The sequence below is a fragment of the Roseovarius sp. SK2 genome (assembly GCF_028807495.1).
Taxonomy (GTDB): Bacteria; Pseudomonadota; Alphaproteobacteria; order Rhodobacterales; family Rhodobacteraceae; genus Roseovarius; species Roseovarius confluentis.
Window position 1 is genome coordinate 509,824 of record NZ_JARAMK010000001.1, and the last position, 23,029, is coordinate 532,852.

Annotated in this window: 21 protein-coding genes; 15 read left to right on the forward strand and 6 right to left on the reverse strand. The window is 64.4% G+C overall.

The genetic code is table 11. The annotated features are described in order from the left end of the window. Positions 1–43 precede the first annotated feature (43 nt). Together PVV74_RS02525 and PVV74_RS02530 are read left to right on the forward strand one after the other, a co-directional pair. A complete protein-coding gene (locus tag PVV74_RS02525) occupies positions 44–928 on the forward strand; it encodes an ABC transporter permease (protein ID WP_103761610.1) in 885 nt (294 codons plus the stop codon). Further along, entirely contained in the window at positions 928–1,734 is an 807-nt protein-coding gene (locus PVV74_RS02530; protein ID WP_103761611.1) for an ABC transporter permease, read from the forward strand. The genes PVV74_RS02525 and PVV74_RS02530 overlap by 1 nt, the downstream gene beginning before the upstream one ends. A 50-nt stretch (positions 1,735–1,784) precedes the next feature. Here PVV74_RS02530 and PVV74_RS02535 read toward each other — a convergent pair whose 3' ends face one another. From PVV74_RS02535 to PVV74_RS02545, 3 genes are read right to left on the reverse strand one after another with little or no spacing between them, the layout of a single operon-like run. Beyond that, complete coding sequence (locus PVV74_RS02535; protein WP_103761612.1) at positions 1,785–2,582, reverse strand: DUF4336 domain-containing protein; 798 nt, start codon at positions 2,580–2,582, stop codon at positions 1,785–1,787. Between the two features lie 5 nt (positions 2,583–2,587). Then, positions 2,588–3,133: a peptidylprolyl isomerase gene (locus tag PVV74_RS02540; protein ID WP_274592113.1), complete on the reverse strand. Its 546-nt coding sequence runs from the start codon at positions 3,131–3,133 to the stop codon at positions 2,588–2,590. Continuing rightward, entirely contained in the window at positions 3,126–3,632 is a 507-nt protein-coding gene (locus tag PVV74_RS02545; protein ID WP_152474407.1) for a peptidylprolyl isomerase, read from the reverse strand. The genes PVV74_RS02540 and PVV74_RS02545 overlap by 8 nt, the downstream gene beginning before the upstream one ends. Positions 3,633–3,761: 129 nt before the next feature. On the opposite strand from PVV74_RS02545, the gene PVV74_RS02550 reads away from it, so the two are divergent. The 9 genes from PVV74_RS02550 (at position 3,762) to PVV74_RS02590 (ending at position 15,275) form a co-directional block, all read left to right on the forward strand. Further along, positions 3,762–4,946 (forward strand): phosphoglycerate kinase, encoded by a 1,185-nt coding sequence (locus PVV74_RS02550; RefSeq protein WP_274592114.1) that lies wholly within the window; start codon positions 3,762–3,764, stop codon positions 4,944–4,946. A 119-nt stretch (positions 4,947–5,065) separates the two neighbouring features. Continuing rightward, positions 5,066–6,664, forward strand: coding sequence for a hypothetical protein (locus tag PVV74_RS02555; RefSeq protein WP_274592115.1), 1,599 nt, complete (start codon positions 5,066–5,068; stop codon positions 6,662–6,664). 210 nt (positions 6,665–6,874) lie between these two features. Continuing rightward, a complete protein-coding gene (locus PVV74_RS02560) occupies positions 6,875–7,768 on the forward strand; it encodes a fructose bisphosphate aldolase (protein WP_274592116.1) in 894 nt (297 codons plus the stop codon). Between the two features lie 92 nt (positions 7,769–7,860). Continuing rightward, the gene (locus tag PVV74_RS02565) at positions 7,861–9,177 is read left to right on the forward strand and encodes a glutamine synthetase family protein (RefSeq protein ID WP_274592117.1); all 1,317 of its coding nucleotides are present in this window, start codon (positions 7,861–7,863) and stop codon (positions 9,175–9,177) included. 193 nt (positions 9,178–9,370) lie between these two features. Then, positions 9,371–10,048, forward strand: coding sequence for a type 1 glutamine amidotransferase (locus tag PVV74_RS02570; RefSeq protein ID WP_274592118.1), 678 nt, complete (start codon positions 9,371–9,373; stop codon positions 10,046–10,048). Position 10,049: 1 nt separating this feature from the next. Continuing rightward, on the forward strand, positions 10,050–11,411 hold the full coding sequence (locus PVV74_RS02575; protein ID WP_103761620.1) for a glutamine synthetase family protein: 1,362 nt from the start codon (positions 10,050–10,052) through the stop codon (positions 11,409–11,411). After that, positions 11,404–12,549: a hypothetical protein gene (locus tag PVV74_RS02580; RefSeq protein WP_274592119.1), complete on the forward strand. Its 1,146-nt coding sequence runs from the start codon at positions 11,404–11,406 to the stop codon at positions 12,547–12,549. Before PVV74_RS02575 ends, PVV74_RS02580 begins: the two co-directional genes overlap by 8 nt. Beyond that, a complete protein-coding gene (locus PVV74_RS02585) occupies positions 12,546–13,850 on the forward strand; it encodes an NAD(P)/FAD-dependent oxidoreductase (protein WP_274592120.1) in 1,305 nt (434 codons plus the stop codon). The genes PVV74_RS02580 and PVV74_RS02585 overlap by 4 nt, the downstream gene beginning before the upstream one ends. 189 nt (positions 13,851–14,039) lie before the next feature. Then, on the forward strand, positions 14,040–15,275 hold the full coding sequence (locus tag PVV74_RS02590) for a DegT/DnrJ/EryC1/StrS family aminotransferase (RefSeq protein ID WP_274592121.1): 1,236 nt from the start codon (positions 14,040–14,042) through the stop codon (positions 15,273–15,275). On the opposite strand, the gene PVV74_RS02595 is transcribed toward PVV74_RS02590, so the two are convergent. From PVV74_RS02595 to PVV74_RS02605, 3 genes are all read right to left on the reverse strand, one after another. Further along, a complete protein-coding gene (locus PVV74_RS02595; RefSeq protein WP_103761624.1) occupies positions 15,272–16,237 on the reverse strand; it encodes a LysR family transcriptional regulator in 966 nt (321 codons plus the stop codon). The two genes, PVV74_RS02590 and PVV74_RS02595, sit on opposite strands and share 4 nt — an antisense overlap. Positions 16,238–16,246: 9 nt before the next feature. Continuing rightward, the gene (gene phaR / locus PVV74_RS02600) at positions 16,247–16,825 is read right to left on the reverse strand and encodes a polyhydroxyalkanoate synthesis repressor PhaR (protein ID WP_103761625.1); all 579 of its coding nucleotides are present in this window, start codon (positions 16,823–16,825) and stop codon (positions 16,247–16,249) included. A gap of 226 nt (positions 16,826–17,051) precedes the next feature. Further along, positions 17,052–17,759 carry a L,D-transpeptidase gene (locus tag PVV74_RS02605; RefSeq protein WP_245890378.1) on the reverse strand — a complete coding sequence of 236 codons (708 nt, stop codon included), beginning with the start codon at positions 17,757–17,759 and terminating at the stop codon, positions 17,052–17,054. Positions 17,760–18,595: 836 nt separating this feature from the next. Here PVV74_RS02605 and PVV74_RS02610 point away from each other — a divergent pair. The 4 genes from PVV74_RS02610 to PVV74_RS02625 all read left to right on the forward strand — a co-directional run bounded on the left by PVV74_RS02610 (position 18,596) and on the right by PVV74_RS02625 (position 23,026). Further along, the gene (locus tag PVV74_RS02610; protein ID WP_274592122.1) at positions 18,596–19,105 is read left to right on the forward strand and encodes a Hint domain-containing protein; all 510 of its coding nucleotides are present in this window, start codon (positions 18,596–18,598) and stop codon (positions 19,103–19,105) included. A gap of 302 nt (positions 19,106–19,407) precedes the next feature. After that, positions 19,408–20,439 (forward strand): BMP family protein, encoded by a 1,032-nt coding sequence (locus PVV74_RS02615; protein ID WP_274592123.1) that lies wholly within the window; start codon positions 19,408–19,410, stop codon positions 20,437–20,439. Further along, entirely contained in the window at positions 20,440–21,987 is a 1,548-nt protein-coding gene (locus PVV74_RS02620; protein ID WP_274592124.1) for an ABC transporter ATP-binding protein, read from the forward strand. It abuts the gene before it with no gap. Beyond that, complete coding sequence (locus PVV74_RS02625; protein WP_274592125.1) at positions 21,977–23,026, forward strand: ABC transporter permease; 1,050 nt, start codon at positions 21,977–21,979, stop codon at positions 23,024–23,026. Before PVV74_RS02620 ends, PVV74_RS02625 begins: the two co-directional genes overlap by 11 nt. The last annotated feature ends 3 nt before the right edge of the window (positions 23,027–23,029 follow it).

Genomic DNA, 23,029 nt, shown 5'->3' on the forward strand with positions numbered 1-23,029 from the left:
ACGCTCGGGCCTTCGCCCTTGGGCCGGGCCGCGAGAGATCGTGATGTTTGAGTTCTGCGCCGACCCCTCGGCCCTTGGCGATGTGCAGTGGCTTGCCTGCTATCTCACCACCGCCAAACACGCCAATCTCTATTTCGCCGTCGGCCTTGTGCTGGTCCTGCTGGCGATCACTGCGCCGACTGCACTGGCCTTCGGCTTTGGCGCCGCAACCGCGGCACGCTCGAAATTTCCGCCACTGGCCTGGCTGGCGCATGGGTACATCAACCTCGTGCGCGGCGTGCCCGACACGGCATTTTTCCTCTTTTTCATCATCGCGCTCGACCAGGGCGTCGAATGGGTCCGGCACAAGGTCAAATGCCCGGACTGGAGCGAACCCATCCGCCAGGGCAACGACTTCATCGTCTGCCAGGCCGCCAAGATGCCCTTGGGCGAGGCGGACCAGTGGGTGCACGAGATCTACGGTTTCTTCCTTGCGGTGCTGACCTTTGCGCTGGTGTTCGGTGCATTCGCGGGCAACGTGATTTACGGCGCGATGCGCACCGTGCCCCGCGGCCAGATCGAAACCGCCGAAGCCTATGGCATGACTCCGCGACAAAGTTTCTGGCGGATCCTCGTGCCGCAAATGTGGGTCTATGCCCTGCCCGGTCTCAGCAATGTCTGGATGGTGCTGACCAAGGCAACCCCGCTTCTGTTCCTGCTGGGCGTTGAGGATATCGTCTACTGGGCGCGGGAGCTGGCGGGTACGGCCCTGCCGAAATTCACCGATTACCCGCATGGCGACTGGCGCATGTGGTATTTCCTGGCACTGCTGGTCTTCTACCTGGGCCTGACGCGGGTGTCCGAGATCGTGCTCGACCGGCTGATGATCAAGCTGTCGCACGGCCAGGCCACCACGGGCGGCGAAGCGCTGCGAAAGGCGGCGGCGTGATGAGTTGCTGGCAGACCATCCAGGATTACGCGCTGCGCTCCATCGGTCTGGGTGAGCGCCTGTTGCCGCGTGAGGATTTCACGCTTTGCCAGCAGGTCACGCTGATCGGTTCCGGCATGATCTGGAATATCTATTTCGGCGTGCTGGCGATCATCCTCGGCTTTGGCCTCGCCACGGTGGTGGCCGTGGGCAAGGCCTCGCCCAACCGCTTGCTGCAAAAGCCGTCGGCCTGGTTCATCTACATCTTCCGGGGTTCGCCGCTCTTCATCCAGTTCTTCTTCGCCTACGCGGCCTTTCTGAACCTCAAGTCTGTTTACCCGGTCTTCGATGCGTTCACCGCTGCTTGGCTGGGCGCGTTGATCGTGCTTTTCCTCAACACGGCCGCCTATTCGGGCGAGATCTTCTACGGCGCCTTGCGCTCGATCCCCAAGGGCGAGGTCGAGGCGGCGGATGCCTATGGGTTCTCGGGGTTCACCCGGTTCCGGCGGATCATCTGGCCCACCATGCTGCGTCTGGCTTGGCCCGCCTACACCAACGAAGCGATCTTTCTTTTCCACGCGACCACTCTGGTCTTCTTCTCGGCCTTCCCGGCGTGGCAGCAACGGGGCGACGCGCTTTATTACGCGAATTACTTTGCCGACAAGACGTTCAACCCGTTCGTGCCCTACCCGATTTTGGCGGGCTACTTCATCCTGTTGACGCTGGTGGTGATCTCGATCTTCGGACTGGCGAACCGGCGGCTGAACCGTCACCTGCCCCGGGAACGCCGCGCCCGCATTCGTTTTCGCCCGAACATCATTCGCTGAGACTGATCCAGCTTTGCAGGAATGCGCCAAGCCGCAGCGCCCGCCCTAGCCTAGGCCGGATCGTCATCCCTTTCGCGGGCTTTCATGTCCCGCATCGCGCGGTCCCATTGTCGCGGCGCCAGCAACTTGCGAAAGGCCCGCTCCAACTCTGCTGTGCCGTCGCGGTCGTACCAGCGCCCGTGGGCGATGATCACGCGCCGCGCACCCCAGCCGACGATGGTCTCGATATCTTCGGCAAAGTCCTGTTTGTCGCGGAAGGTCCAGCGGATCAGGGGCGGCGTTTTGCCGTCGTGATCGCCGATCCCGTTCAGCCACACGAAAGGCCGGCATCGCGCCGGCAGCTTGTCGGTCTCGAAAGCCTCGATCAGGTCGGTCAGGATGGTCGTGGTTGACGCCTTGTGAAAGAACGCGAGTTCCTTGTGCGTCCGGCTGCCGCGCACCAGAAGCTGGGCGATCTGGCCCGCCCACGGCGCGTCGGCCTCCCGGGGCTGCAATTCCTGCCCGTCCGGCATGTCGAGCCCGAGCTTTGCCGCACGTTCTTTCGTACCCGGTGCCATCCAGAAAGCCGCGTCGGGATAGGCATGCACCCATTCGGAAATGTGCAGAAAGTGGAACTGGTTCGGCGCAACGAGGTGCCGCACCGGTCCCAGCACCGCCAGGGCATCCTTCAGATCGTTCGTGAGCGGGGTCGGAGAATGCACCCAGAGGTCGCCGTTCTCTAGCTGGATCACCGTGGCGCGGGTGGGAAAGGGAAAGCCCATCACCGTCACCGGCGCACCGTCGATGATCCAAATGCGGTCGGCCACGGGTTTGAGCACATTCAGTGGCTCGTACCCCGTGGTCGTCACGCGTCTTACTCCGTCACCGTGACGGACACCATGCGGTCCGGCTCGCCGATGACAGCCCCGTTCGGGCCTTCGCCACGCTTGATGTCATCGAGCACATCAAGCCCTTCGGTCACGCGGCCCACGACAGTGTATTCCCCGTCCAGGAACGGGCCCGGCGCGAACATGATGAAGAACTGGCTGTTGGCGCTGTCAGGGCTTTGGCTGCGAGCCATGCCGACAACACCGCGGTCAAAGGTGATGTCCGAGAACTCGGCGGCCAGGTCGGGGCGGTCGCTACCGCCGCGCCCGGCCATGGACATGTCGCCGCCCATCTTGCCGAACTCCACGTCACCGGTCTGCGCCATGAAGCCGTCGATCACGCGGTGGAAGACGACGTTGTCGTAGGCGCCTTCCCGGGCCAGTTCGGTGATCTGTTCGACATGGCCGGGGGCGACGTCCTCCAGCAGGTCGACCTTGATCGTGCCGTTGGCCTCGCCCGCGACCTCGATTTCAAGGCCGGTGGCCAGCGCCGGTGTGGCCAGAAGGGTGAAGAAAGCAAAAAGCTTAAGCATCGGCGGCTACCTTCACGCTGATCATCCGGTCGGGGCTTGCGGGCGGCTCGCCGCGGGTGATGGCGTCGACATGCTCCATACCCTCGATGACGCGGCCGTAGACCGTGTATTGCCGGTTGAGGAAATGGTTGTCCGAGAAGTTGATGAAGAACTGGCTGTTGGCGCTGTCGGGGTTCTGGCTGCGCGCCGCGCCCAGCGTGCCGCGGTCATGGGGAACGCCCGAGAATTCTGCCTTGAGGTTGGGCAGGTCGCTGCCGCCCGTGCCGGCGCTGCGGATGTTGAAATCCTTTTCCATGTTGCCGTTGGCCACATCGCCCGTCTGGGCCATGAAGCCGTCGATCACCCGATGAAAGGCCACGTTGTCATACTGGCCCGAGCGCGCCAGTTCCTTCATACGCTCGCAATGGCCCGGGGCCACGTCGGGCAGGAGTTCGATCGTCACGGTGCCGTCCTTCAGCTCCATCAGGATCGTGTTCTCGGGGTCTTTGATCTCGGCCATGCGGGCCTCCTTGTTAACTTGGGTTGGGCAATACCTAGGCGCTCAGCCCGGGATTGCCAAGCCAGAGCTTGACGCCCCTGCAAGGTCGCGCCAAAAGGCGCGCGACTGCCACCCAATGGAGATCACGAGATGGCCTGGAAGACGCTCGATGACATGGACCTCGATGGCAAGACCGTACTGACACGGGTGGATATCAACGTGCCAGTCGAGAACGGGCGCGTCACCGACGCCACGCGGCTGGAACGCATCAAGCCCACCATCGACACCATCCTCGCAGCAGGCGGCAAGCCGCTCTTGCTGGCGCATTTCGGGCGTCCCAGGGGCAAGGTGGTCGACGCGATGTCACTGCGCCAGGTGGTGCCCGCCCTGCAACAGGCGACGGGGCATACCGTGCAGTTCATCGAAACGCTGGACGGGGCCGAAGAACCCACCGCCGAGGCCAAGGCGGCCGAGGTGCTGCTGCTGGAGAATATCCGCTTTCATCCCGGCGAAGAGACCAACGACCCCGATTTCGCCGCGCGCCTTGCCGGTCTTGGCGATGTCTATTGCAATGATGCCTTCTCGGCCGCGCACCGCGCCCATGCCTCGACCGAGGCGCTGGCCCGCCACCTGCCCGCCTGCGCGGGTCGGCTGATGCAGGCCGAACTGTCGGCGCTCGAAGCGGCGCTTGGCAACCCCGAACGGCCCGTTGTGGCTGTGGTGGGCGGGGCCAAGGTCTCGACCAAGCTGGACCTGCTGGGCAACCTTGTCGAGAAGGTGGACAAGCTGGTGATCGGCGGCGGCATGGCCAACACTTTCCTGGCCGCGCAGGGCCTGAGCGTGGGCAAATCTCTGTGCGAACACGAGATGGCGGACACGGCGCGTGAGATCATGGTCAAGGCCGGTGGCGCGGGCTGCGAGATTCTGCTGCCAGCCGATGTCGTGGTGGCCGAGGAATTCCGCGCAGGCGCCGCGCACCAGACGGTTCCGGCCCATGCCTGCCCCGACGATGCCATGATCCTGGATGCCGGGCCGCAGGCCGTCGCGCGGATCACCGCCGCGCTCGACACCGCGCGGACTCTCATCTGGAACGGCCCGCTGGGTGCCTTCGAGATCGAGCCATTCGATGCGGCCACCAACGCCGCCGCCGCTCATGCCGCTAAGCGCAGCCGTGACGGACTACTGACCTCGGTCGCAGGGGGCGGTGACACCGTGGCAGCCCTCAACCAGGCGGGCGCGGCAGAGGATTTCACCTATATCTCCACCGCCGGTGGCGCGTTTTTGGAGTGGATGGAAGGTAAAACGCTGCCGGGTGTGGCCGCCCTGGGCGGCTGAGACCGTCCCTGCGGCCCCGGGGTCGGGGACCGTTTTTCAAAGGTATGGAATCCCGGACTGTGGTATCGTTCGATGCGGGCCTAGCCTGACCCAGCACGATTTCACCGGGGGAGCCCATCATGCGCCGTTTCACACCTGCCATCGCCGCCGTCCTTTGCCTTGGCCTAGCCACGCCGGGCGGTGCCGAAGGCGACCCGAAGCCCAGCCTGCTTGACCTTGTCACCGTCGACGGTATCGCCGAAAGCCTGGCCAGCATCGCCATATCGGCGCTACGCACGCAGATGGAGGTCGAGTATGAGCATTTGCAGACCGATATTCTGCGCGGCACCGTGGCCCTGACCGGGGTGACGCTGCGCCCGCAACTGCCGCACGATCGCGCCCGCCAGTGCGAGATCACGGTGCAGCGGGTCAGCGTCGATCTGGGTCAGCCCGCGGCGGCGTTCGGCGTGGCGACGATTTCAAGCACGATGGTCGGGGCCAATGCCGCGATCGCCTGCGTGCCGCGCGATGTGGGGCTCAGCCTGCGTTCGGCCGGGTACAACGCGATCGAGGTGGATCGGCTGACCTATGAGGTCGAGTACGTGCACAGCACCGGCGAGATCCGGGTCAACGGCTCGGCGGCGGTGAACGATCTGGCGATCCTCGACCTGGAGGCGGCCGGCGCGATCCTGCCGCGGCTGGACCAGTTCGGTCTTCCGGGCGATCCGGCAATCCGCGTGCGCCGCGCTGTCGTGGGCCTGCAGGATCAAGGCGGCTGGGAGCGGCTGTCATCGCTTATCCCCGAGAACCTGCGCCAGCCCGAGGTGATCCAGGGCCTTGGTACCGAGGAACTGACCAACATGCTCAGCAACAACGGCACCCGCGCCCTGACCGCGACCGAGCGGCGGTTCATCGACGACCTGATGGAGCATGTGGCCGGCTTCGTGCGCGCGCCCGGCGAGATCACGATCGAGGCGCAACTGCCCGAAGGCGGCATCGTGTTGGAACCTGAAGTCTACGAAAGACCTGAAGAGCTGTTGCAGGCGCTGGCGCCGGACGCCCGCACTGCGCCGCTGGCGCAATCCGAACTGCTGGATGCCGGCATCCTGGTACGGCTGGATAGCGGCGATGTCAGTGCGACCGAGCGTCTGACCGTGGCGCGCGCGCTTTTGACCGGCAGCGGTGTGCCACGCGCCGAGGCGCTGGTGCCCGAGATCCTGTCGCCGCTTGTAGAGGGCGGCGGAGCCGAGGCCGCCGAGGCCGCGCTGCTGACGGCACAGGCGCAGGCCGGAACCGACCCGGCGGCCGCCTACCGGAATACGCTCACCGCATCCGCGGGCCGACAGCCCGGAGCGATTGCCATGCTGGACCGGCTGGAAGAGCGGCTGACCACGATGCAGGTCATTGCGGCGCAGGACGCGCATCTTCAGGTGCAGGGCGCTGCCGCCGACTTGCCCCCGGGCGACGAGATCCGCGCGGTGCGGGCGCAAGCGCTGGCCTATTTCACCGGGCTTGGTGCGCCGCGTTCGTACCGGCAAGCCTATTACTTCGCTCTGATTGCCGAGGCCGCAGGCGATATCGGCGCCCGTCCCCTCCGCGAAGATATCGAGAACCGCTTCGAGAATCGCGGCGCCGAAGTGAGCGCGGCATGGGCGGACTTGCGGTCCGAAATCCAGACCCGCGCGCTGACAGACTGGATCGAGCGTGACCTGGCCGACCGGTATTCCAAAGCGGACTGAGCTTGCGGCGCGTTCTGATTCATCATCGTCCCGCTATCCTGCTGACGGCTTGAACTGACGCGCCTGCGGCCTGCACTTGCTGCATCGTATCAAGGCGACCGATGCACTACCTGCGCGCGGACCCGCCGCGTAGGCGCCACCGAGCATTGCGCGGCACGCGGCGCTCACGTATGAAACGGGAAATTCTGATTTACCGGCAAGAGGGATGGCATGTCGAAGGCTGAACAAACGGAGCAGGTGCGCGCAGGGCAAGGGTTTATCGCGGCGCTGGACCAGTCGGGAGGATCGACCCCCAAGGCGCTGCGCCTTTATGGGGTCGAGGAAAATGCCTATGGCTCGGACGAAGAGATGTTCGATCTGGTCCACGACATGCGGACCCGTATCGCACAGGCCCCCGCCTTTACCGGCGACAAGGTGCTGGGCGCGATCCTGTTCGAGATGACCATGGACCGCGAGATGGGTGGCAAGCCGTCTGCGCAGTACCTGTGGCAAGAGCGCGGTGTTGTGCCTTTCCTGAAGGTTGACAAGGGGTTGGCGGACGAAGCTGACGGCGTGCAGCTGATGAAACCGATCCCTGATCTGGAGAGCTTGCTGGGCCGGGCCAATGATGCAGGTATCTTCGGCACCAAGATGCGGTCGGTGATCAACGCGGCATCGTCCTCGGGGATTGCCGCGGTCGTCGACCAGCAGTTCGAGATAGGTAACATCATCCTTGACCACGGCCTCGTGCCGATCGTCGAGCCGGAAGTCACGATTTCGATCAGTGACAAGGCCGAGGCCGAGACGATCCTGCGCGACGAGATCGCCAAACACCTCGACACCCTGCCCGAGGGCCGCGAGGTGATGCTCAAGCTGACGCTGCCGGAGACCGCCAATCACTACAAGTCGCTGGTGGACCACCCCCGCGTGCTGCGGGTCGTCGCGCTGTCGGGCGGATATTCGCGCGAGGAGGCCAATGACCGGCTGTCGAAGAACACCGGCATGATCGCGAGTTTCTCGCGCGCGCTGACCGAGGGGCTGTCGGCGCAGCAGTCGGACGAGGCGTTCAACGACACGATCGCAACGTCAATCGACAGCATCCACCGGGCGTCAGTTTCGGGTTAACCCACTGTAATCAAGTATTTTTTATCAAGAAAAAAGCCGGGCGGTCGAATGTATCTGGCCCCCGGCTTTCTTCTTGGATAAAGAAGCGCCTCATGGACCTTTCGACATACCAGACCTTTCGCGTGGCGGCGTGCGACCTTAACGGGCGCATGCGCGGCAAGCGCGTGCCGGGTGACTATGCCGGCAAGCTGGACAAGGGAGCGGTCAGGATGCCCATCTCGGCGCTCAACCTCGACATCTTCGGGGCGGATATCGAGGACAGCCCGCTGGTCTTCGAGACCGGCGATGCCGATGGCATCCTGCTGCCCACCGGGCGCGGCGCCTTGCCCCTGCCCTGGCTGGAAACCGAGCAGCCGCTGGTGCCGATGGCCATGTATCACGAGGATGGCCGCCCCTTTGAAGGCGACCCGCGCCATGCCCTGGACGCCGTACTGGCGCGCTATGCCAAGCGGGGATGGCGCGTGGTGGCCGCGACCGAGCTGGAATTCACCCTGGTCGATGACAGTGACGATACGCTCAGCCCGGTTAAGAACCCCCTAACGGGCCGTGAGATCGGGTCGGAAGAGATCCTGTCGATGGCGCAGCTGGACCTGTTCGACCCTTTCCTGTCAGAGCTTTACGACGCCTGCGCGGCCATGGGAATTCCCGCGCAGACCATGACCAGCGAAAGCGGTGTGGGCCAGTTCGAGATCACGCTGAACCATCAGGACGCGATGCGGGCGGCCGACGACACGTGGCTGTTCAAGCGGCTCATTCGGAACCTGGCGCGCAACCACGGGTTCGCCGCGACCTTCATGGCCAAGCCCTTTGCCGACGATGCGGGCAACGGGATGCACCTGCATTTCTCGGTCTGGGACGAGGACGGAAAGAACGTCTTCGACAATGGCGGAGACGAAGGAACATTCCTTTTGAAACAGGCGGTTGCGGGGTGCATCGCGGCGATGCGGGAGAGCACATTGCTGTTTGCACCCCATGCCAACAGCTATGACAGGTTGGTGCCGGGGGCGCATGCGCCGACGGGGGTGGCCTGGGCCTATGAGAACCGCACGGCGGCCATTCGGGTGCCGGGGGGCAGCCCCAAGGCGCGGCGGATCGAGCACCGGGTCGCCGGGGGCGATACCAACCCCTATTTGACCTTTGCGGGCGTGATGGGAGCCGCGCTGACGGGCATCGACGACGCGTTGGAGCCGCCCGAGCCGATAACGGGAAATGCCTATGATCTCAACCTCTTGCAGCTTTGCGAGGACTGGGAGAGCGCGATTGACCTGTTTGAGACCGCGCCCATTCTGGCACGGGTGTTCGACCCGATGCTGATCCAGAACCTGGTGATGACCAAGCGGCAGGAACTGGCGCTTTTCGCCGAGATGGACCCGGCGGAGCACTGGAAAGTCTACCTTGAGACGGTCTGAGCGACTCAAAGGTTAACGCCGCAAACCCACGTCGGTATCCGGGTGGTATCGCGGCGGTATTTTTCCAAAACCGAAATCGTTAACACGCCGAACGCCGAGACCCCGTGGCGTGGGCGCCGGAAATGGCCTAGAACGGCCTTGAACGGGCCGATTGGCTCGGCTAGCGTTAATTTGATCAAATTTCTGGTGACCCATGAAAATCGGCATCCTGATGACCGGCCACGCCCTGCCCGACCTGATCGAGAGCACGGGGGACTATGACGCGATGTTCGCCGACCTGCTGGGGCGGGACGGCTTTACCTTCGAGCGCTACGACGTGGTGGACGAGGTTTACCCCGACAGTCCCGATGACGCCGATGGCTGGCTGATTACCGGCTCCAAGCACGGCGCTTACGAGGACCATCCGTGGATCCCCCCGCTGGAGGCGTTCATCCGGGATATCCGCGACGCGGGCAAGCCGCTGATCGGGGTGTGCTTTGGCCACCAGATCATCGCGCAGGCTCTGGGCGGCAAGGTGGTGAAATTTCCCGGCGGCTGGTCGGTGGGGCGCACCGAGTACCAGATCGAGGGCAAGCCGGTGGCGATGCATGCCTGGCACCAGGACCAGGTGATCGAGGTGCCCGAGGGCGCCGAGGTGATCGGGCATTCGGATTTTTGCGAGAACGCGGCGCTGATGATCGGCGACAGAATCCTGACGATCCAGCCCCACCCGGAATTCACCGCGCATGTGTTGCAGACCATCATCGACCAGCGCGGCGCGGGCGTGGTGCCCGACGACCAGCTGGCCCAAGCGACCGCCAGTGCCGAGACGCCCACGGACGCCGCCGCCTTTGCCGCGCGCATGGCGGCGCATTTCAGGAAAGGGGCCTGACATGGCCGAGGATTGGACAACCGGCCTGCCCGAGGCCGCGCAGGCCTACCTGGAGAACCGCCGGCTGGACGAGGTGGAGTGCATTGTCGCCGACCTGCCCGGCATCGCGCGGGGCAAGGCGGTGCCGGCGACCAAGTTCGCGCGGCAGGATTATTTCCACCTGCCCGACTCGATCTTCTACCAGACGATCACCGGCGACTGGGGCGAGGCGGCCGGCGCCGAAGGGTTCATCGAGCGCGACATGATCCTGACCCCGGATATGAGCACGGCCACCGCCGCGCCGTGGACCGGGGACTGGACGTTGCAGGTGATCCACGACGCCTATGACCGCGACCGCAAACCCATCCCCTTTGCCCCGCGTAACGTGCTGAAGCGGGTGGTGCAGCAATACGAGAAGCTGGGGCTGAAGCCCGTGGTCGCGCCGGAGATGGAGTTCTTCCTGATCGCCCGCAACCTGGACCCCCGGCAGGAGATCGCGCCGATGGTGGGCCGGTCGGGCCGTCCGGCGGCCGCGCGGCAGGCCTATAGCATGACGGCGGTGGACGAGTTCGGGCCCGTCATCGACGACATCTACGATTTTGCCGAGGCGCAGGGGTTCGAGATCGACGGGATCACGCAGGAAGGCGGCGCGGGCCAGCTGGAAATCAACCTGCGGCATGGCAACCCGGTAAAGCTGGCGGACGAGGTGTTCTATTTCAAGCGGCTGATCCGCGAGGCGGCGCTGCGGCACGATTGCTTTGCCACCTTCATGGCGAAGCCCATCGCCGCCGAGCCGGGCAGCGCCATGCATATCCACCACTCGATCATCGACATGGAGACCGGCAAGAACGCGTTTTCCGGGCCGCAGGGCGGTGAGACCGACATGTTCTATCACTTCATCGGCGGCTTGCAGGAATACATGCCGGCGGCGATTGGGGTGATGGCGCCCTACGTCAATTCATACCGCCGCTACGTCAAGGACAACGCCGCGCCCATCAACCTTGAATGGGGGCGCGACAACCGCACCACGGGCATCCGCGTGCCGCTGTCCAAGCCCGAGGCGCGGCGGGTCGAGAACCGGATCGCGGGGATGGATTGCAACCCGTATCTCGGGATCGCGGTCAGCCTGGCCTGTGGCCTTTTGGGGATCAAGAACGAGCTGCGGGCCAAGCCGCAATACCGCGGCGACGCCTATGAGGGCGAGCCGGATTTCCCCGACGGGCTGGGCGCGGCGCTGGATTTGTTCGACGAGGCGACCGAGTTGCAGGAGGTCCTGCACCCCGAGTTCGCGCGGGTCTATTCCATCGTCAAGCGCACGGAATATGCCGAGTTCCTGCAGGTGATTTCCCCGTGGGAGCGCGAGCATCTGCTGATGAATGTCTAAGGCGGCGGGACTGGCCCTTGGCGTGATGGCCCTGCTGGTGGCGGGGCTGTGGGCGTTGCGCGAGGGCCCTGCCCCGGCGCCGGCTGCCGATGACACCTCCGGGGTCAAGCGGTATGCCTTTCTGGAGGGGCTGCCGCTGGACGAAGGGGGCTATGCGCTGTTGCTGCACGATCAGGTGACCGGCGACGGGCTGCGCGTGGTGCGGGATGCCGCCGCGTTGAAGGCGGCGCAGGGGCAGGCCTATTACACCGACAATCCGGGCGCGCAGCTGAAGCGGACGTTGCTGTCGGTCGTGTTCCTGAGCCCGCCGGGCATGCCGCCCGACGGTGCCTTCGTGACGGTGCTGCAAGACAAGCAGGCCGTCGAGACGTACCGCTGTTACCGGGCCTTTTGTGCCGGGAACGAGGCCTTCGATCCACCACACGAGCGGGACATGGCGGGGCTGGTCGAGGCGTCGGAGCCGGTGGAACTGGTGACCGAGAGCTTTGACCACCACGACACGGCTCGGGCGCGGATGTTCAAGCTGATGCAGGATGCGGACGCGGTGATGATCGAGCCGCCGAACCTGCCCGCACCGGGAACGATCGTGTTTCCCAAGCGGGTGCGGCTGAGCCTGCCCGCGATCCTGCTGGAGGCCGACGAGAGCGGGCACCAGCCGGTGGAACCGTTTGACGAAGCGGCGCTGGAGGCGCGGTTCGTCGCCGGATTCACCCATGCCTTTCCCGAGACCGATGCCTATCGGTTGAATCCCATGCGGATCGGGCGGCAGTACCCGTCGCTGCAGGGCTGGCCGGTCCTGGGAGAAGGGATCGACGGGTATTTGCGCGACGCCGACGGCGCGTTGCGCGGGTTGGGCGGAATCATTGTGATCGAGCCGACGCTGACGGTCGATCTGGCCGAGCGCATGGTCGAGGCGTTGCAAGCCGAGGATGCCTTTGCCGACATGCCCGCGTTTGCGCCGCCCGAGCCGCCCTTCGTGGCGGACCGGCTGGCGGAGATGGCCGAGGCGCATCTGGGTCGCCCCTGCCCCGACTGTTTCAAGATCGAGTTGGATGTCGCGACGGTCGACGGCATCCGGGTGGACACGCTTGACGCGCCGTCATTTTCGCTGAGCCATTACAGGATCGTGCCGCAATGAACCTGCTTTATTCCAACGACAAGCCCGGGACATACCCCGACAGCTGGTATGCCGCGACCACGCAGGCCTTGGAGCCTTTCGCGCCGCTGAGGGGCGAGGTGACCGCAGATGTCTGCGTGGTGGGAGGTGGGTTCACCGGGCTGTCGGCGGCGCTGCATCTGGCCGAAGCGGGGCTGGACGTGGTGCTGCTGGAGGCGCATCGCGTCGGCTTTGGCGCGTCGGGGCGCAATGGCGGGCAGCTTGGGTCAGGTCAGCGGCAGGATCAGCAGACGCTAGAAAAGATGGTGGGGCGCGACGATGCGGCCAAGCTGTGGGAGTTGGCGGAAGGGTCGAAGGCGCTGGTGAAGGCGCTGGTGGTCAAGCACGGGATCGACTGTCACCTGAAGCCGGGGATCGCGCATATGTGCTTTTCCAGGGCGGAGGTGCGCGAAGAGCATGACTATGCCGAGTTCCTGTTTCGCCGGTTTGGCTATGACCAGTTGGAGACGCTGGACCGGGACGAAGCACAGGCGCTCTGCCCCTCGCCGAAATACGTGGGCGGGTCGCTGGACATGTCGGCGGCGCATCTGCATCCGCTGGCCTTTGCCCTTGGGCTGGCCCGGGCGGCGCGGGATGCGGGCGTGCGGATATACGAGCGGGCCGAGGTGCACCGGATCGACGAGGGATCACCGGCAGTGGTGGCCACGGATGCGGGGCGCGTGACGGCGGAGCACGTGATCCTGGGCTGCAACGGGTATCTGGGCGGGCTCAATCGCAAGGTTGCGGCCAAGGTGATGCCGATCAACAATTTCGTGGTGGCGACGGAGCCCTTGGGGGACGACGCGGACAAGGTGCTGACGCGGGATGTGGCCGTGGCCGACAGCAAATTCGTGGTGAATTACTTTCGCCTGAGCCACGACAAGCGGCTGCTGTTTGGCGGCGGCGAGACTTATGGCTATCGCTTCCCGGACGATATCGCGGCGCTGGTGCGCAAGCCGATGACGCAGATCTTCCCGCATCTGGGCGACGTCGGGATCGACTATGCCTGGGGCGGGACGCTGGCGATCACGATGAAGCGGATGCCCTACCTGGCACGGGTGGCGCCGAATATCCTGTCCGCCTCGGGATATTCCGGGCACGGGGTGGGCATGGCCACGTTCTCGGGCAAGCTGATGGCCGATGCGGTGCGGGGCGAGGCCGAGGGATTCGATACCCTGGCGCGGGTGCCTGCACAGACGTTCCCCGGGGGGTACGCGTTCCGTTCGCCGCTCTTGGTGCTGGCAATGACGTGGTACGCGACGCGGGATCGGCTGGGGATCTGACGCAGGGCAGTTGCGCGACGTTCAGGGTATGACCGATGCGAGGGGCCAGCGCCTCGCGCTCCCCGGGATATTTATGGCCAGAGGAAAAGGTGGCGGAGCCCTGCCGTCACGAAAACTTTGCTTTGGGAGGCGGGCGACTTGGTGTAAGGTTTTCGGAAAATCAAAAAACGAGCTTCAGGAAATCCGAATATGACCCAGCCCAGCACGCCCCCTGTCCCCAACGTCTATGATGCCGAACCCATCCCCGAGGCGGCCCGGACCGAGATCGACCGGTTGCTGCAGTCGGGTGACCTGTTCCGCTATACCGCGCCCGGGGACGCGCCGGTGAGCCTGTTGGAGCGGGAATTCGCGGAGTTGATGGGCACGCGCTATGCGCTGGCGGTGTCGTCCTGTTCGGCTGCTCTGTTCCTTTCGCTGAAGGCGTTGGGACTGCCACGGGACGCGCGGGTGCTGATCCCCGGCTTTACCTTTGCCGCGGTGCCGTCGTCGGTCATGCATGCCGATTGCGTGCCGGTGCTGTGCGAGGTGGGCGAGAATTACCGGATCGACATGGCCGATTTCGAGGCGAAGCTGGAGAGCGGCATCGACGCGGTGATCGTCAGCCACATGCGCGGGCATACATCGGACATGGACCGGGTCATGGGGCTGTGCGACGTGCGCGGCATCCCGGTGATCGAGGACGCCGCCCACAGCCTGGGCACCGTCTGGGGCGGGCGCAAGATCGGCACGATCGGGCGCGTCGGGTGCTTCAGCTTTCAGTCCTACAAGCTGGTCAACGCGGGCGAAGGCGGCATTCTGGTGACCGACGATGCCGACCTTGTGGCGCGGGCGGTGATCATGTCGGGCGCGTATGAGCATAACTGGGCCAAGCATATGGCGGGGGACGACCCGATGCTGGCGGCCGCCTTTGCCGACTGGCAGAACCGTCTGCCGCTTTACAACCTGCGCATGGGCAACCTGAGCGCCGCCATCATTCGACCGCAACTGCCGGAAGTGGCGCGGCGCGTGCGCGACGGGCGCGACAATCACGATTACGTGGCCGGGCGTCTGAACAGCTCGCCCTGGATGCGGGTGCCGGACAAGCTGGGCCCTGAGGAACGGGCGCCGGATTCGATCCAGTTCAACCTTTTGGACATGAGCGATGCGGAGGTGCGGGCCTTTGCCGACGCCGCCGCGGAGCGTGGTGTGAAGGTGCAGGTCTTCGGCATGTCGGCGGATAATGCGCGGGCCTTCTGGAACTGGCAGTTCCTGCCGGGACCGACGCCGGACCTGCCGCAGACGCGGGCGATGCTGATGCGGGCCTGTGACGTGCGGCTGCCCGCCCGGCTGAGCCGGGACGACCTCGATTTCGTGGCCGAGGCATTGATCGCGGCGGCGGAGGCGGCGGCGGCGCCGATGGAGCCCGAGCGCGTTTACGGAACTTAAAGCAGCTCCAGCCGGTCGCCCAGGAACGGATACTCGGCCAGGGCCGGGTTCAGGATCGTGTCGCGCAGGATCGGGCGCAGGGTTTCGGCCAACTGCGCCGGCAGCTCCTGCAGAATATCCTTGCGCGCGGTCAGGCTGATCGTGCGGAAAAGCGGCTCGAACGGAAGCGGCATCACGTCGATCTGTTCGGCAAATCGGCGGGCGCGCATGAGCGCCAAGGGGGGCAGGATGGTCCAGCCGGTCCCCTGCCCCACCAGCGCCAGGATGGCGTGGTAGCTGTCGAGCTCGAACCGGTGTGGCAGGCTGAGTTTCTGCCGGGTGAGATGCGCCGAGAGAAGCCGGCCCATGTAATGCCGCTGGGTGTACTGGATGAGCGGCAGGCGCTTGAGTTGGCGCAACACGTCCCCGTCGGGATCGACCCGGCCCCTTGGGGCGGCCACCACGAAGCCTTCGCGCAAGAGCGGGTGAACCTCGGTCCAGTCGTCGCCGGCGTTGAGTTCGGCGGCAACGATCATGTCGAGCGTGCGGCTTTCCAGGAGGTCGTAGAGATAATGGCTGGCGCCGGTTTCCAGCAGGAACTGGCTGGTCTTGAGCTCGCCCGCGACATGGGTCAGAAGCTGCGGCGTGACGTCGGCCTCGAAATCCTCGATCATGCCGAGGCGGAAGCGCGTCAGCATCGACATGTCGGACATGGCCAGTTCCGCGCGGGCCTGTGCGGCCTCGTTGAGGATAACCTGGGCGCGGCGTTTGAGGATCTCGCCCGCGGGCGTCAGGCGGATCGGCCTTGCGTTTCGTTGCAGGAGCGTGGCGCCGACCGCGCCTTCGAGGTTGGTCAATTGCTGGCTGACTGCAGACGGGCTGGCGCCCAAACGCTTGGCGGCGGCCGAGATCGAGCGTTCGTCGGCCGCGGCCATGAACACCTCGATCCCCCACAGGGTGATGCGGCCGGGGCTGTCGACCATGGCCGGGCCTTACTTGCTGAGCTTGGACAGCTTGTCCTGCAGATCGGCCAGCTGCTTCTTGATGTCGTCCAGGCCCTCGTCGCTTTCAGCGCGCTTGGCCGGCTCGCCCTCTTCGGGAGCCTTGCCGGTCATACCGGGCATACCGCCACCGGTCATGGCCTTGAGGAACGCCTCTTGCTGAGCGCGAATGCTGTCCATCCCGGGCATCTGGTTGAAGGAGCTGGCGAGCGGGTTCGCCTTGGCCATGTTCTCCATCATCTGCGACTGGCCCTGCTGAAGCATCTCGAAACTGGCAGACAAAAAATCGGGGACCATCGAGGTGGCGTGGGTCGTATAGCTGCGCACGAGATCGGTGAGCACGTTGATCGGCAGCACGTTCTCGCCACGGCTTTCGTGTTCCGCGATGATCTGAAGCAAGTATTGCCGGGTGAGGTCATCGCCCGATTTCAGGTCGATGATCTGCACCTCGCGGCCGTCGCGGATGAACTCGGAAATATCCTCGAGAGTGACGTAGTCGGACGTCTCGGTGTTGTAGAGACGGCGACTGGCGTACCGTTTGATCAGCAGCGGTTTTTCGTCTTCGGCCACGTGTGTCCTCCCCGGAATGCGTGCACTGCAGCAAAGCCTATGCCAGCGCAGAACAAAAAGAAAGGGCGTGTGGTTGTGCGGCGCATGGCCGGAACGCGATGGGACGAGGACGCGACCTTTACGCCATGCGCACCGGAGATCGGCGGGATCGCGTCCCGTCCTCGGGATGCGGCAGGGCGCCCGTCAGCCGCTCATCCTTGCTGGACTCGCGCGGACGCCCCGGCCTTTATTGGCTGGCTTCGTACTCGGCCTTGCGCTGCGCCTCTTCTTCGACATAGGCATAGACGCTTTCCGGATCGACAGGTTTCGGGACCATTTCGCCGCCCCGGTTGGCCGTCTCGACGCCTTCCGCCGCGACGGATTCCTCGTAGCTGCGGACCACGACCGGAGCGCCGACCGACACGCGGTCGTGCAGGTCGATGACGTCCTGGTTGAAGAGACGGATGCATCCGGCGCTGCCCTGGTTGCCGATCGTGGCCGGGTCATTGGTTCCGTGGATGCGGTAATAGGTGTCGCGGCCGCCCCGGTAGAGGTAAAGCGCGCGGGCACCCAGCGGGCTTGCCTTGCCGCCCGGAATGCCCTTGGCGAATGGGGCGTAGGCCTCGGGGTCGGACCGGATCATGTTGGCCGTTGGCGTCCAGCCCGGCCACTCGGCCTTGCGCCCGATCGTGGCTCTGCCGCTGAAACCGCGCCCTTCACGGCCAACGGCGACGGGGTAGCGAATGGCGCTTTCGGGGCCTTGGACGTAATAGAGGAACTTGGCATAGGGGTCGACGACAATGGTGCCGGGCGCCTCGTCGCCGGTATATGTCACCGAGGTGCGACGGTTCGGTTCGCGCAGGTATTGCGGCTCGATGGCGTCGATGGTGATGTGCCCCTCCTGCATCTGGCTGTACTCGGGGTAAGTTGCCCCGCCGGGCATGTCCGAGGACATCGGTCCTGCGCAGGCAGCGACGAGAAGGCTGCATGTGAGAAGAAAGAAGTATCTTACCGCGGCAAAGGGCATGTGTCAGTCCGATGAGTCGTTGAGGTTCAGCGCCACCTTATGGGACTGTCACCTGATGGCAATCAATTGGTCCCGTATTGTGCTTACGCGGTCACAAATGCATGTCCGCGATCAGCAGATAGCGGTCATTTGAACGAGTTCCGGCGAAAGTCGGCCTGGAACCCAGTTTGACCGGTGCCGCAGTAATGTCGAAGGTCAGCGATGCAAGAACGGTCTGGTGACCGGGTCTTGAAACCTGAGACCCAATGGCGTCGGGCAGTCAGGTGAATTCAAATATGGTATCAGTCTTCCCCGCACGATCTTACCCGATGCAGGTGCCACCAACGATCGTTAGAGGCGGCACCGACTACTCGTTTGCATCCTCTGGCGAACGAATCAGATTCAACCTTAGCCAGACTGTTTCTCAGTAATTTCAGTTGGATGAGCGCCATAAATTCTCATGGGCGTATTTGAGACCAATTAAAAAGTGTGTTCAGTTTGTTGTTTCGTATGGCAGATATGATTGGCTCCACTCCTGAAACGGACCGCTTCCACAGCCAGCATTGATCCCCTTAATGCTTGGATGCACCCTAGAATTGTGCAATACCATCTTCAGGCCACCTATTGGCGATCTTTGGGAATAACCAAGTTCAAGATCCTTCGACAAGCGGAGTTCAGGTCACCAAAGCATCAATCTACCGAAGGAAATTTCAGTTTTTACCAGTTCTTTGGACAGTTGGAGTTCTGCACCGCCCGCAACCTTCTGGCAATCTGGAATAGGGGTAATGATGGATCGGATAAGAAAGAAGGGAGGCTATGCCGCCGGAACGCGGGTTCTTTGTGCCGATGGCCCAATACCGGCCGAGTTCATCGAAATCGGTGATCGTGTCATAACGCGAGATGCAGGAATTGCACGCGTGACCAACATCTCCCGGCGCACCCTTCGAACAAATTTCATCAGGTTCAAGCCATATGCCCTGGATGAAACGGGGCCCACTTCGGATCTTGTTCTCCCTCAAGACCAGACGGTCCTGGTCCGAAACTGGAGGGCGAGAGAAGCCTTCGGGGTAGACTGCGCATTGGTCGAAGCGGCTCTGCTCGTGGACAATCTCTTCATCGAGATGACGGAACCTCGGGAAGAGGTGCTGTTTCAAATCTCGTTCGCGTCTCCGCATATCCTTTATCTTGAGGGAATTGAGGTCGGATCGGCGGATGCAACGCCGGCACGCGGCACGCGAACTCATGCGGAAAAAATCTCGAAGTCACTCAGCAGCATTCTTCTTTCGGGTCGGTGAGACCGGCAATCGGCGCGTTCCGGGCAACCAGGGAACGACGACTTTCGAGAATGGAGACGACTTCGCGGTCTGCTTTGCATGAGGTGTTCTTGCGAATTATCGCACGCCTCGCCCCCTGCCTTTCCTGGATCCCCTGACGAACTGCCTATTCTTACGGCAGGCTTCGGCGCGATGCGTAAAACCTTGGCGTCCGCTCTGGACTTTTCGGGCCGCGCAATCTTCTATTGGCCGGCACCCGGGTTCTTTTTATCATTTGGTCAAACATTCTGGGCACGCCACGTTCCAACAGGGGGATAAGTTCCATGACGCAACACAGAAAAACCAGCCCGACCGGCCTTTCCCGCCGGACGTTCCTGAGCACCACAGCCGGCACCGCGCTGCTTGTGGCAGCCGGCGCGCCGGGGGCGCTGAAGGCGGACGAGCCGCTGAAGGTCGCGGGCATCTACACCGTGCCGGTCGAGCAGCAATGGGTCAGCCGCATCCACAAGGCCGCCGGCACCGCGCAGGAGCGGGGCGATATCGACTATGTCTTTTCCGAGAACGTGTCGAACACCGATTACGCCCGCGTCATGCGCGAATATGCCGAGCAGGGCTATGAGCTGATCATCGGCGAGGTCTTTGCCGTCGAGCAAGAGGCGCGCGAGGTGGCGGCGGAATATCCCGATATCGCCTTCCTGATGGGCTCGAGCTTCAAGCAGGACGAGGCGCTACCGAATTTCGCGGTCTTTGACAACTACATCCAGGACGCGTCCTACCTGACGGGGATCATCGCGGGGGCAATGACCGAGACCGGCAATATCGGCATGGTCGGCGGCTTCCCGATTCCAGAGGTCAACCGCCTGATGCATGCCTTCATGGCGGGCGCGCGCGAGATGAACCCCGACATCACCTTCCAGGTCAGCTTTATCGGCAGCTGGTTCGATCCGCCCAAGGCCAAGGAAACGGCGTTCGCCATGATCGAGAACGGGGCCGACATGCTTTATGCGGAACGGTTCGGCGTGTCGGACGCGGCGCAGGAAAAGGGCATCCTGGCCATCGGCAACGTGATCGACACGCAGGCCGATTATCCCGAGACGGTCGTGGCCTCGGCCATCTGGCATTTCGAACCGACGCTGGACAAGGCGATTGCCGAGGTGAAGGCCGGCACGTTCAGCGCCGCCGATTACGGCGTCTATTCCTTCATGAAGGAGGGCGGCTCGTCACTGGCGCCCTTGGGCACGTTCGAAGGCAAGGTGCCGCAGGAGGCGCTGGACCTTGTCGAGCAGCGCAAGCAGGAGATCATGTCCGGCGAGTACACGGTCGAGATCAACGACGAAGAACCCAAGTCGTCCTGAATGGCAGGCGACGGCGCGGCGCAGGTGGTCCTGCGCCTCGATTCCATTACCAAGCGGTTCGGCAAGCTGGTCGCGAATGACGCGGTCAGCCTGTCGCTGCGCGAGGGCGAGGTGATCGCCCTGCTGGGTGAGAACGGCGCGGGCAAGACCACGCTGATGAACATCCTGTTCGGCCAGTACACGGCGGACGAGGGCAATGTGGAGGTTTTTGGCCAAGCCCTGCCGCCCGGCAACCCGCGTGCGGCGCTCGATGCCGGGGTGGGCATGGTGCACCAGCATTTCACGCTGGCCGACAACATGACCGTGCTGGAGAATGTCATTCTCGGCACCCAGCCGCTTTTGTCGCCGCGCCTCGACCGGGGGGCGGCGCGCACGAAGCTGGAAAAGCTGGCGCAGGATTTCGGGCTTCAGGTCCATCCCGATGCCAAGGTGGGCAGCCTGACGGTGGGCGAGCGCCAGCGGGTCGAGATCCTGAAGGCGCTGTACCGGGATGCGCGCATCCTGATCCTGGACGAGCCGACCGCCGTCCTGACCCCGCAGGAGACCGAGGACCTTTTCGCCACCCTGCGCAAGGCGATCAAGCTGGGCCTGTCGGTGGTGTTCATTTCCCACAAGCTGCACGAGGTGATGGCGATATCGGATCGCGTGCTGATCCTGCGGCATGGGCGGCTGGTGGCCGAACGGCCGATTGCCGAGGTCGACAAGGAAACGCTGGCTTCGCTGATGGTGGGGGCGGATGTCGCCGCGCCCAAGGTCGCGCCGGGGCGGCCCGGTGACGTGCTGATGCGGCTGGATGCGGTCACGACGCCCGCGCGCGGCAATGCGCCGGGGCTGGCGGATGTGTCGCTGGCGCTGCATGCGGGGCAGATCGTGGGGCTGGCGGGGGTCTCTGGCAACGGTCAGGGGGCTTTGGCGGACCTGATCGGCGGGCTGATCGCGCCAGCCGAGGGACGGATGGAGCTGGACGGCGCGCGGCTGGACACATGGTCGCCGCGCGCGGCGGTACAATCGGGCATCGCCCGCATCCCCGAGGACCGGCACAAGACCGGCACCATCGCCGAGTTCGATCTGACCGAGAACGCGATTCTCGAGACCTATGCCCAGCCGCCCTATAGCCGGTCGGGCCTGATGAACTGGGGCCGGGCCGAGGCCTTTACCCGCGAGATCATCGAGACCTATGACGTGCGCTGCCCCGGGCCGGGCACGCGCATCCGGCTGCTCTCGGGCGGGAACATGCAAAAACTGATCCTTGGCCGTGTGCTGGAGGCCGGACCGCGTATCATTCTTGCCAACCAGCCGGTGCGGGGGCTGGACATCGGCGCGGTCAATTACGTGCATGGGCAGTTGCTGGCGGCACGGGACAGGGGCGCGGCCGTGCTGCTGATCTCGGAGGACCTCGACGAGATCATGGCGCTGTCGGACGTGATCCACGTGATTTCCGAAGGCGGCCTGTCACCGGGATTCGCGCGCGGATCGGTGACGCCCGCCGAGCTGGGCGTCTGGATGGCCGGCCAGGGGTTTGAAAAGGAATCCGCCCATGCGTCTTGAACCGGTCGCGAACCCGTCGCTTTGGCGCACGACCGTGCCGCCCGCGATTGCCATCGGCTCGACCGTGGTGATCGCCTCATTGCTGGCGATGGCGGCAGGGGCCAACCCGTTCTCGGTGCTCGGCCTGATCCTCAAGGGCGCGTTCGGGTCGAAATTCGCCCTGCTGGAGACGCTGAACCGGGCGACGCCGCTGATCTTCACCGGCCTTGCTGTGGCGGTCGCCTTTCGAGCACGCCTGTGGAACATCGGGGCCGAGGCGCAGCTGTATGCAGGCGCGTTGATGACCGTGGTTCTGGGCACCGGGATGCTGCAATGGGGGGCGCTTGCCCTGCTGCCCGCGCTGGCGCTCGCCTCGATGCTGGCCGGGGCGCTGGTGCTGCTGGTGCCGGCGCTGCTGAAGGTGCGGTTCGGCGTCGACGAGGTGGTGACGACGCTGCTGTTCAATTTCATCTTCCTGCTGTTCATCTCGATGCTGCTGGAAGGCCCGCTGAAGGACCCGATGGGCATGGGCTGGCCCAAGTCCGAGCGTCTGGTGGCCGAGGCGCGGCTGCCGCGTATCGTCGAGGGGCTGCGCCTGCACTGGGGGTTTGCGCTGGCGCTGATCGCGGCGGTGGTGGTCTGGGTGATCGAACGGCGCACGACGCTTGGATACGAGATGCGCGCCGTGGGCCTGAACCGCGAGGCGGCGGGGTTTGCGGGCATCCCGGTGAACCGGGTGCTGATCAAGACGGCGCTTCTGTCGGGCGGGCTGGCGGCGCTTGCGGGGTTTTCCGAGGTCGCGGGGCTGAAGGGCAACCTGACGCTCGATCTTAGCCCGGGCTATGGCTACACCGGGATCATCGTTGCCATGCTGGCCCTGCTGAACCCACTGGCGGTTGTGGCGGCGGCGCTGTTCGTGGCGGGCATTTTCGTCGGCGCGGACAGCATGAGCCGCGCGGTCGAGGTGCCCAGTTACCTTGCGGATATCATGCTGGCCACGGCGCTGCTGCTGATGGTGCTGGCGATCCTGCTGACCCGGTTCCGCGTGGTGAGGGAGTAGGCC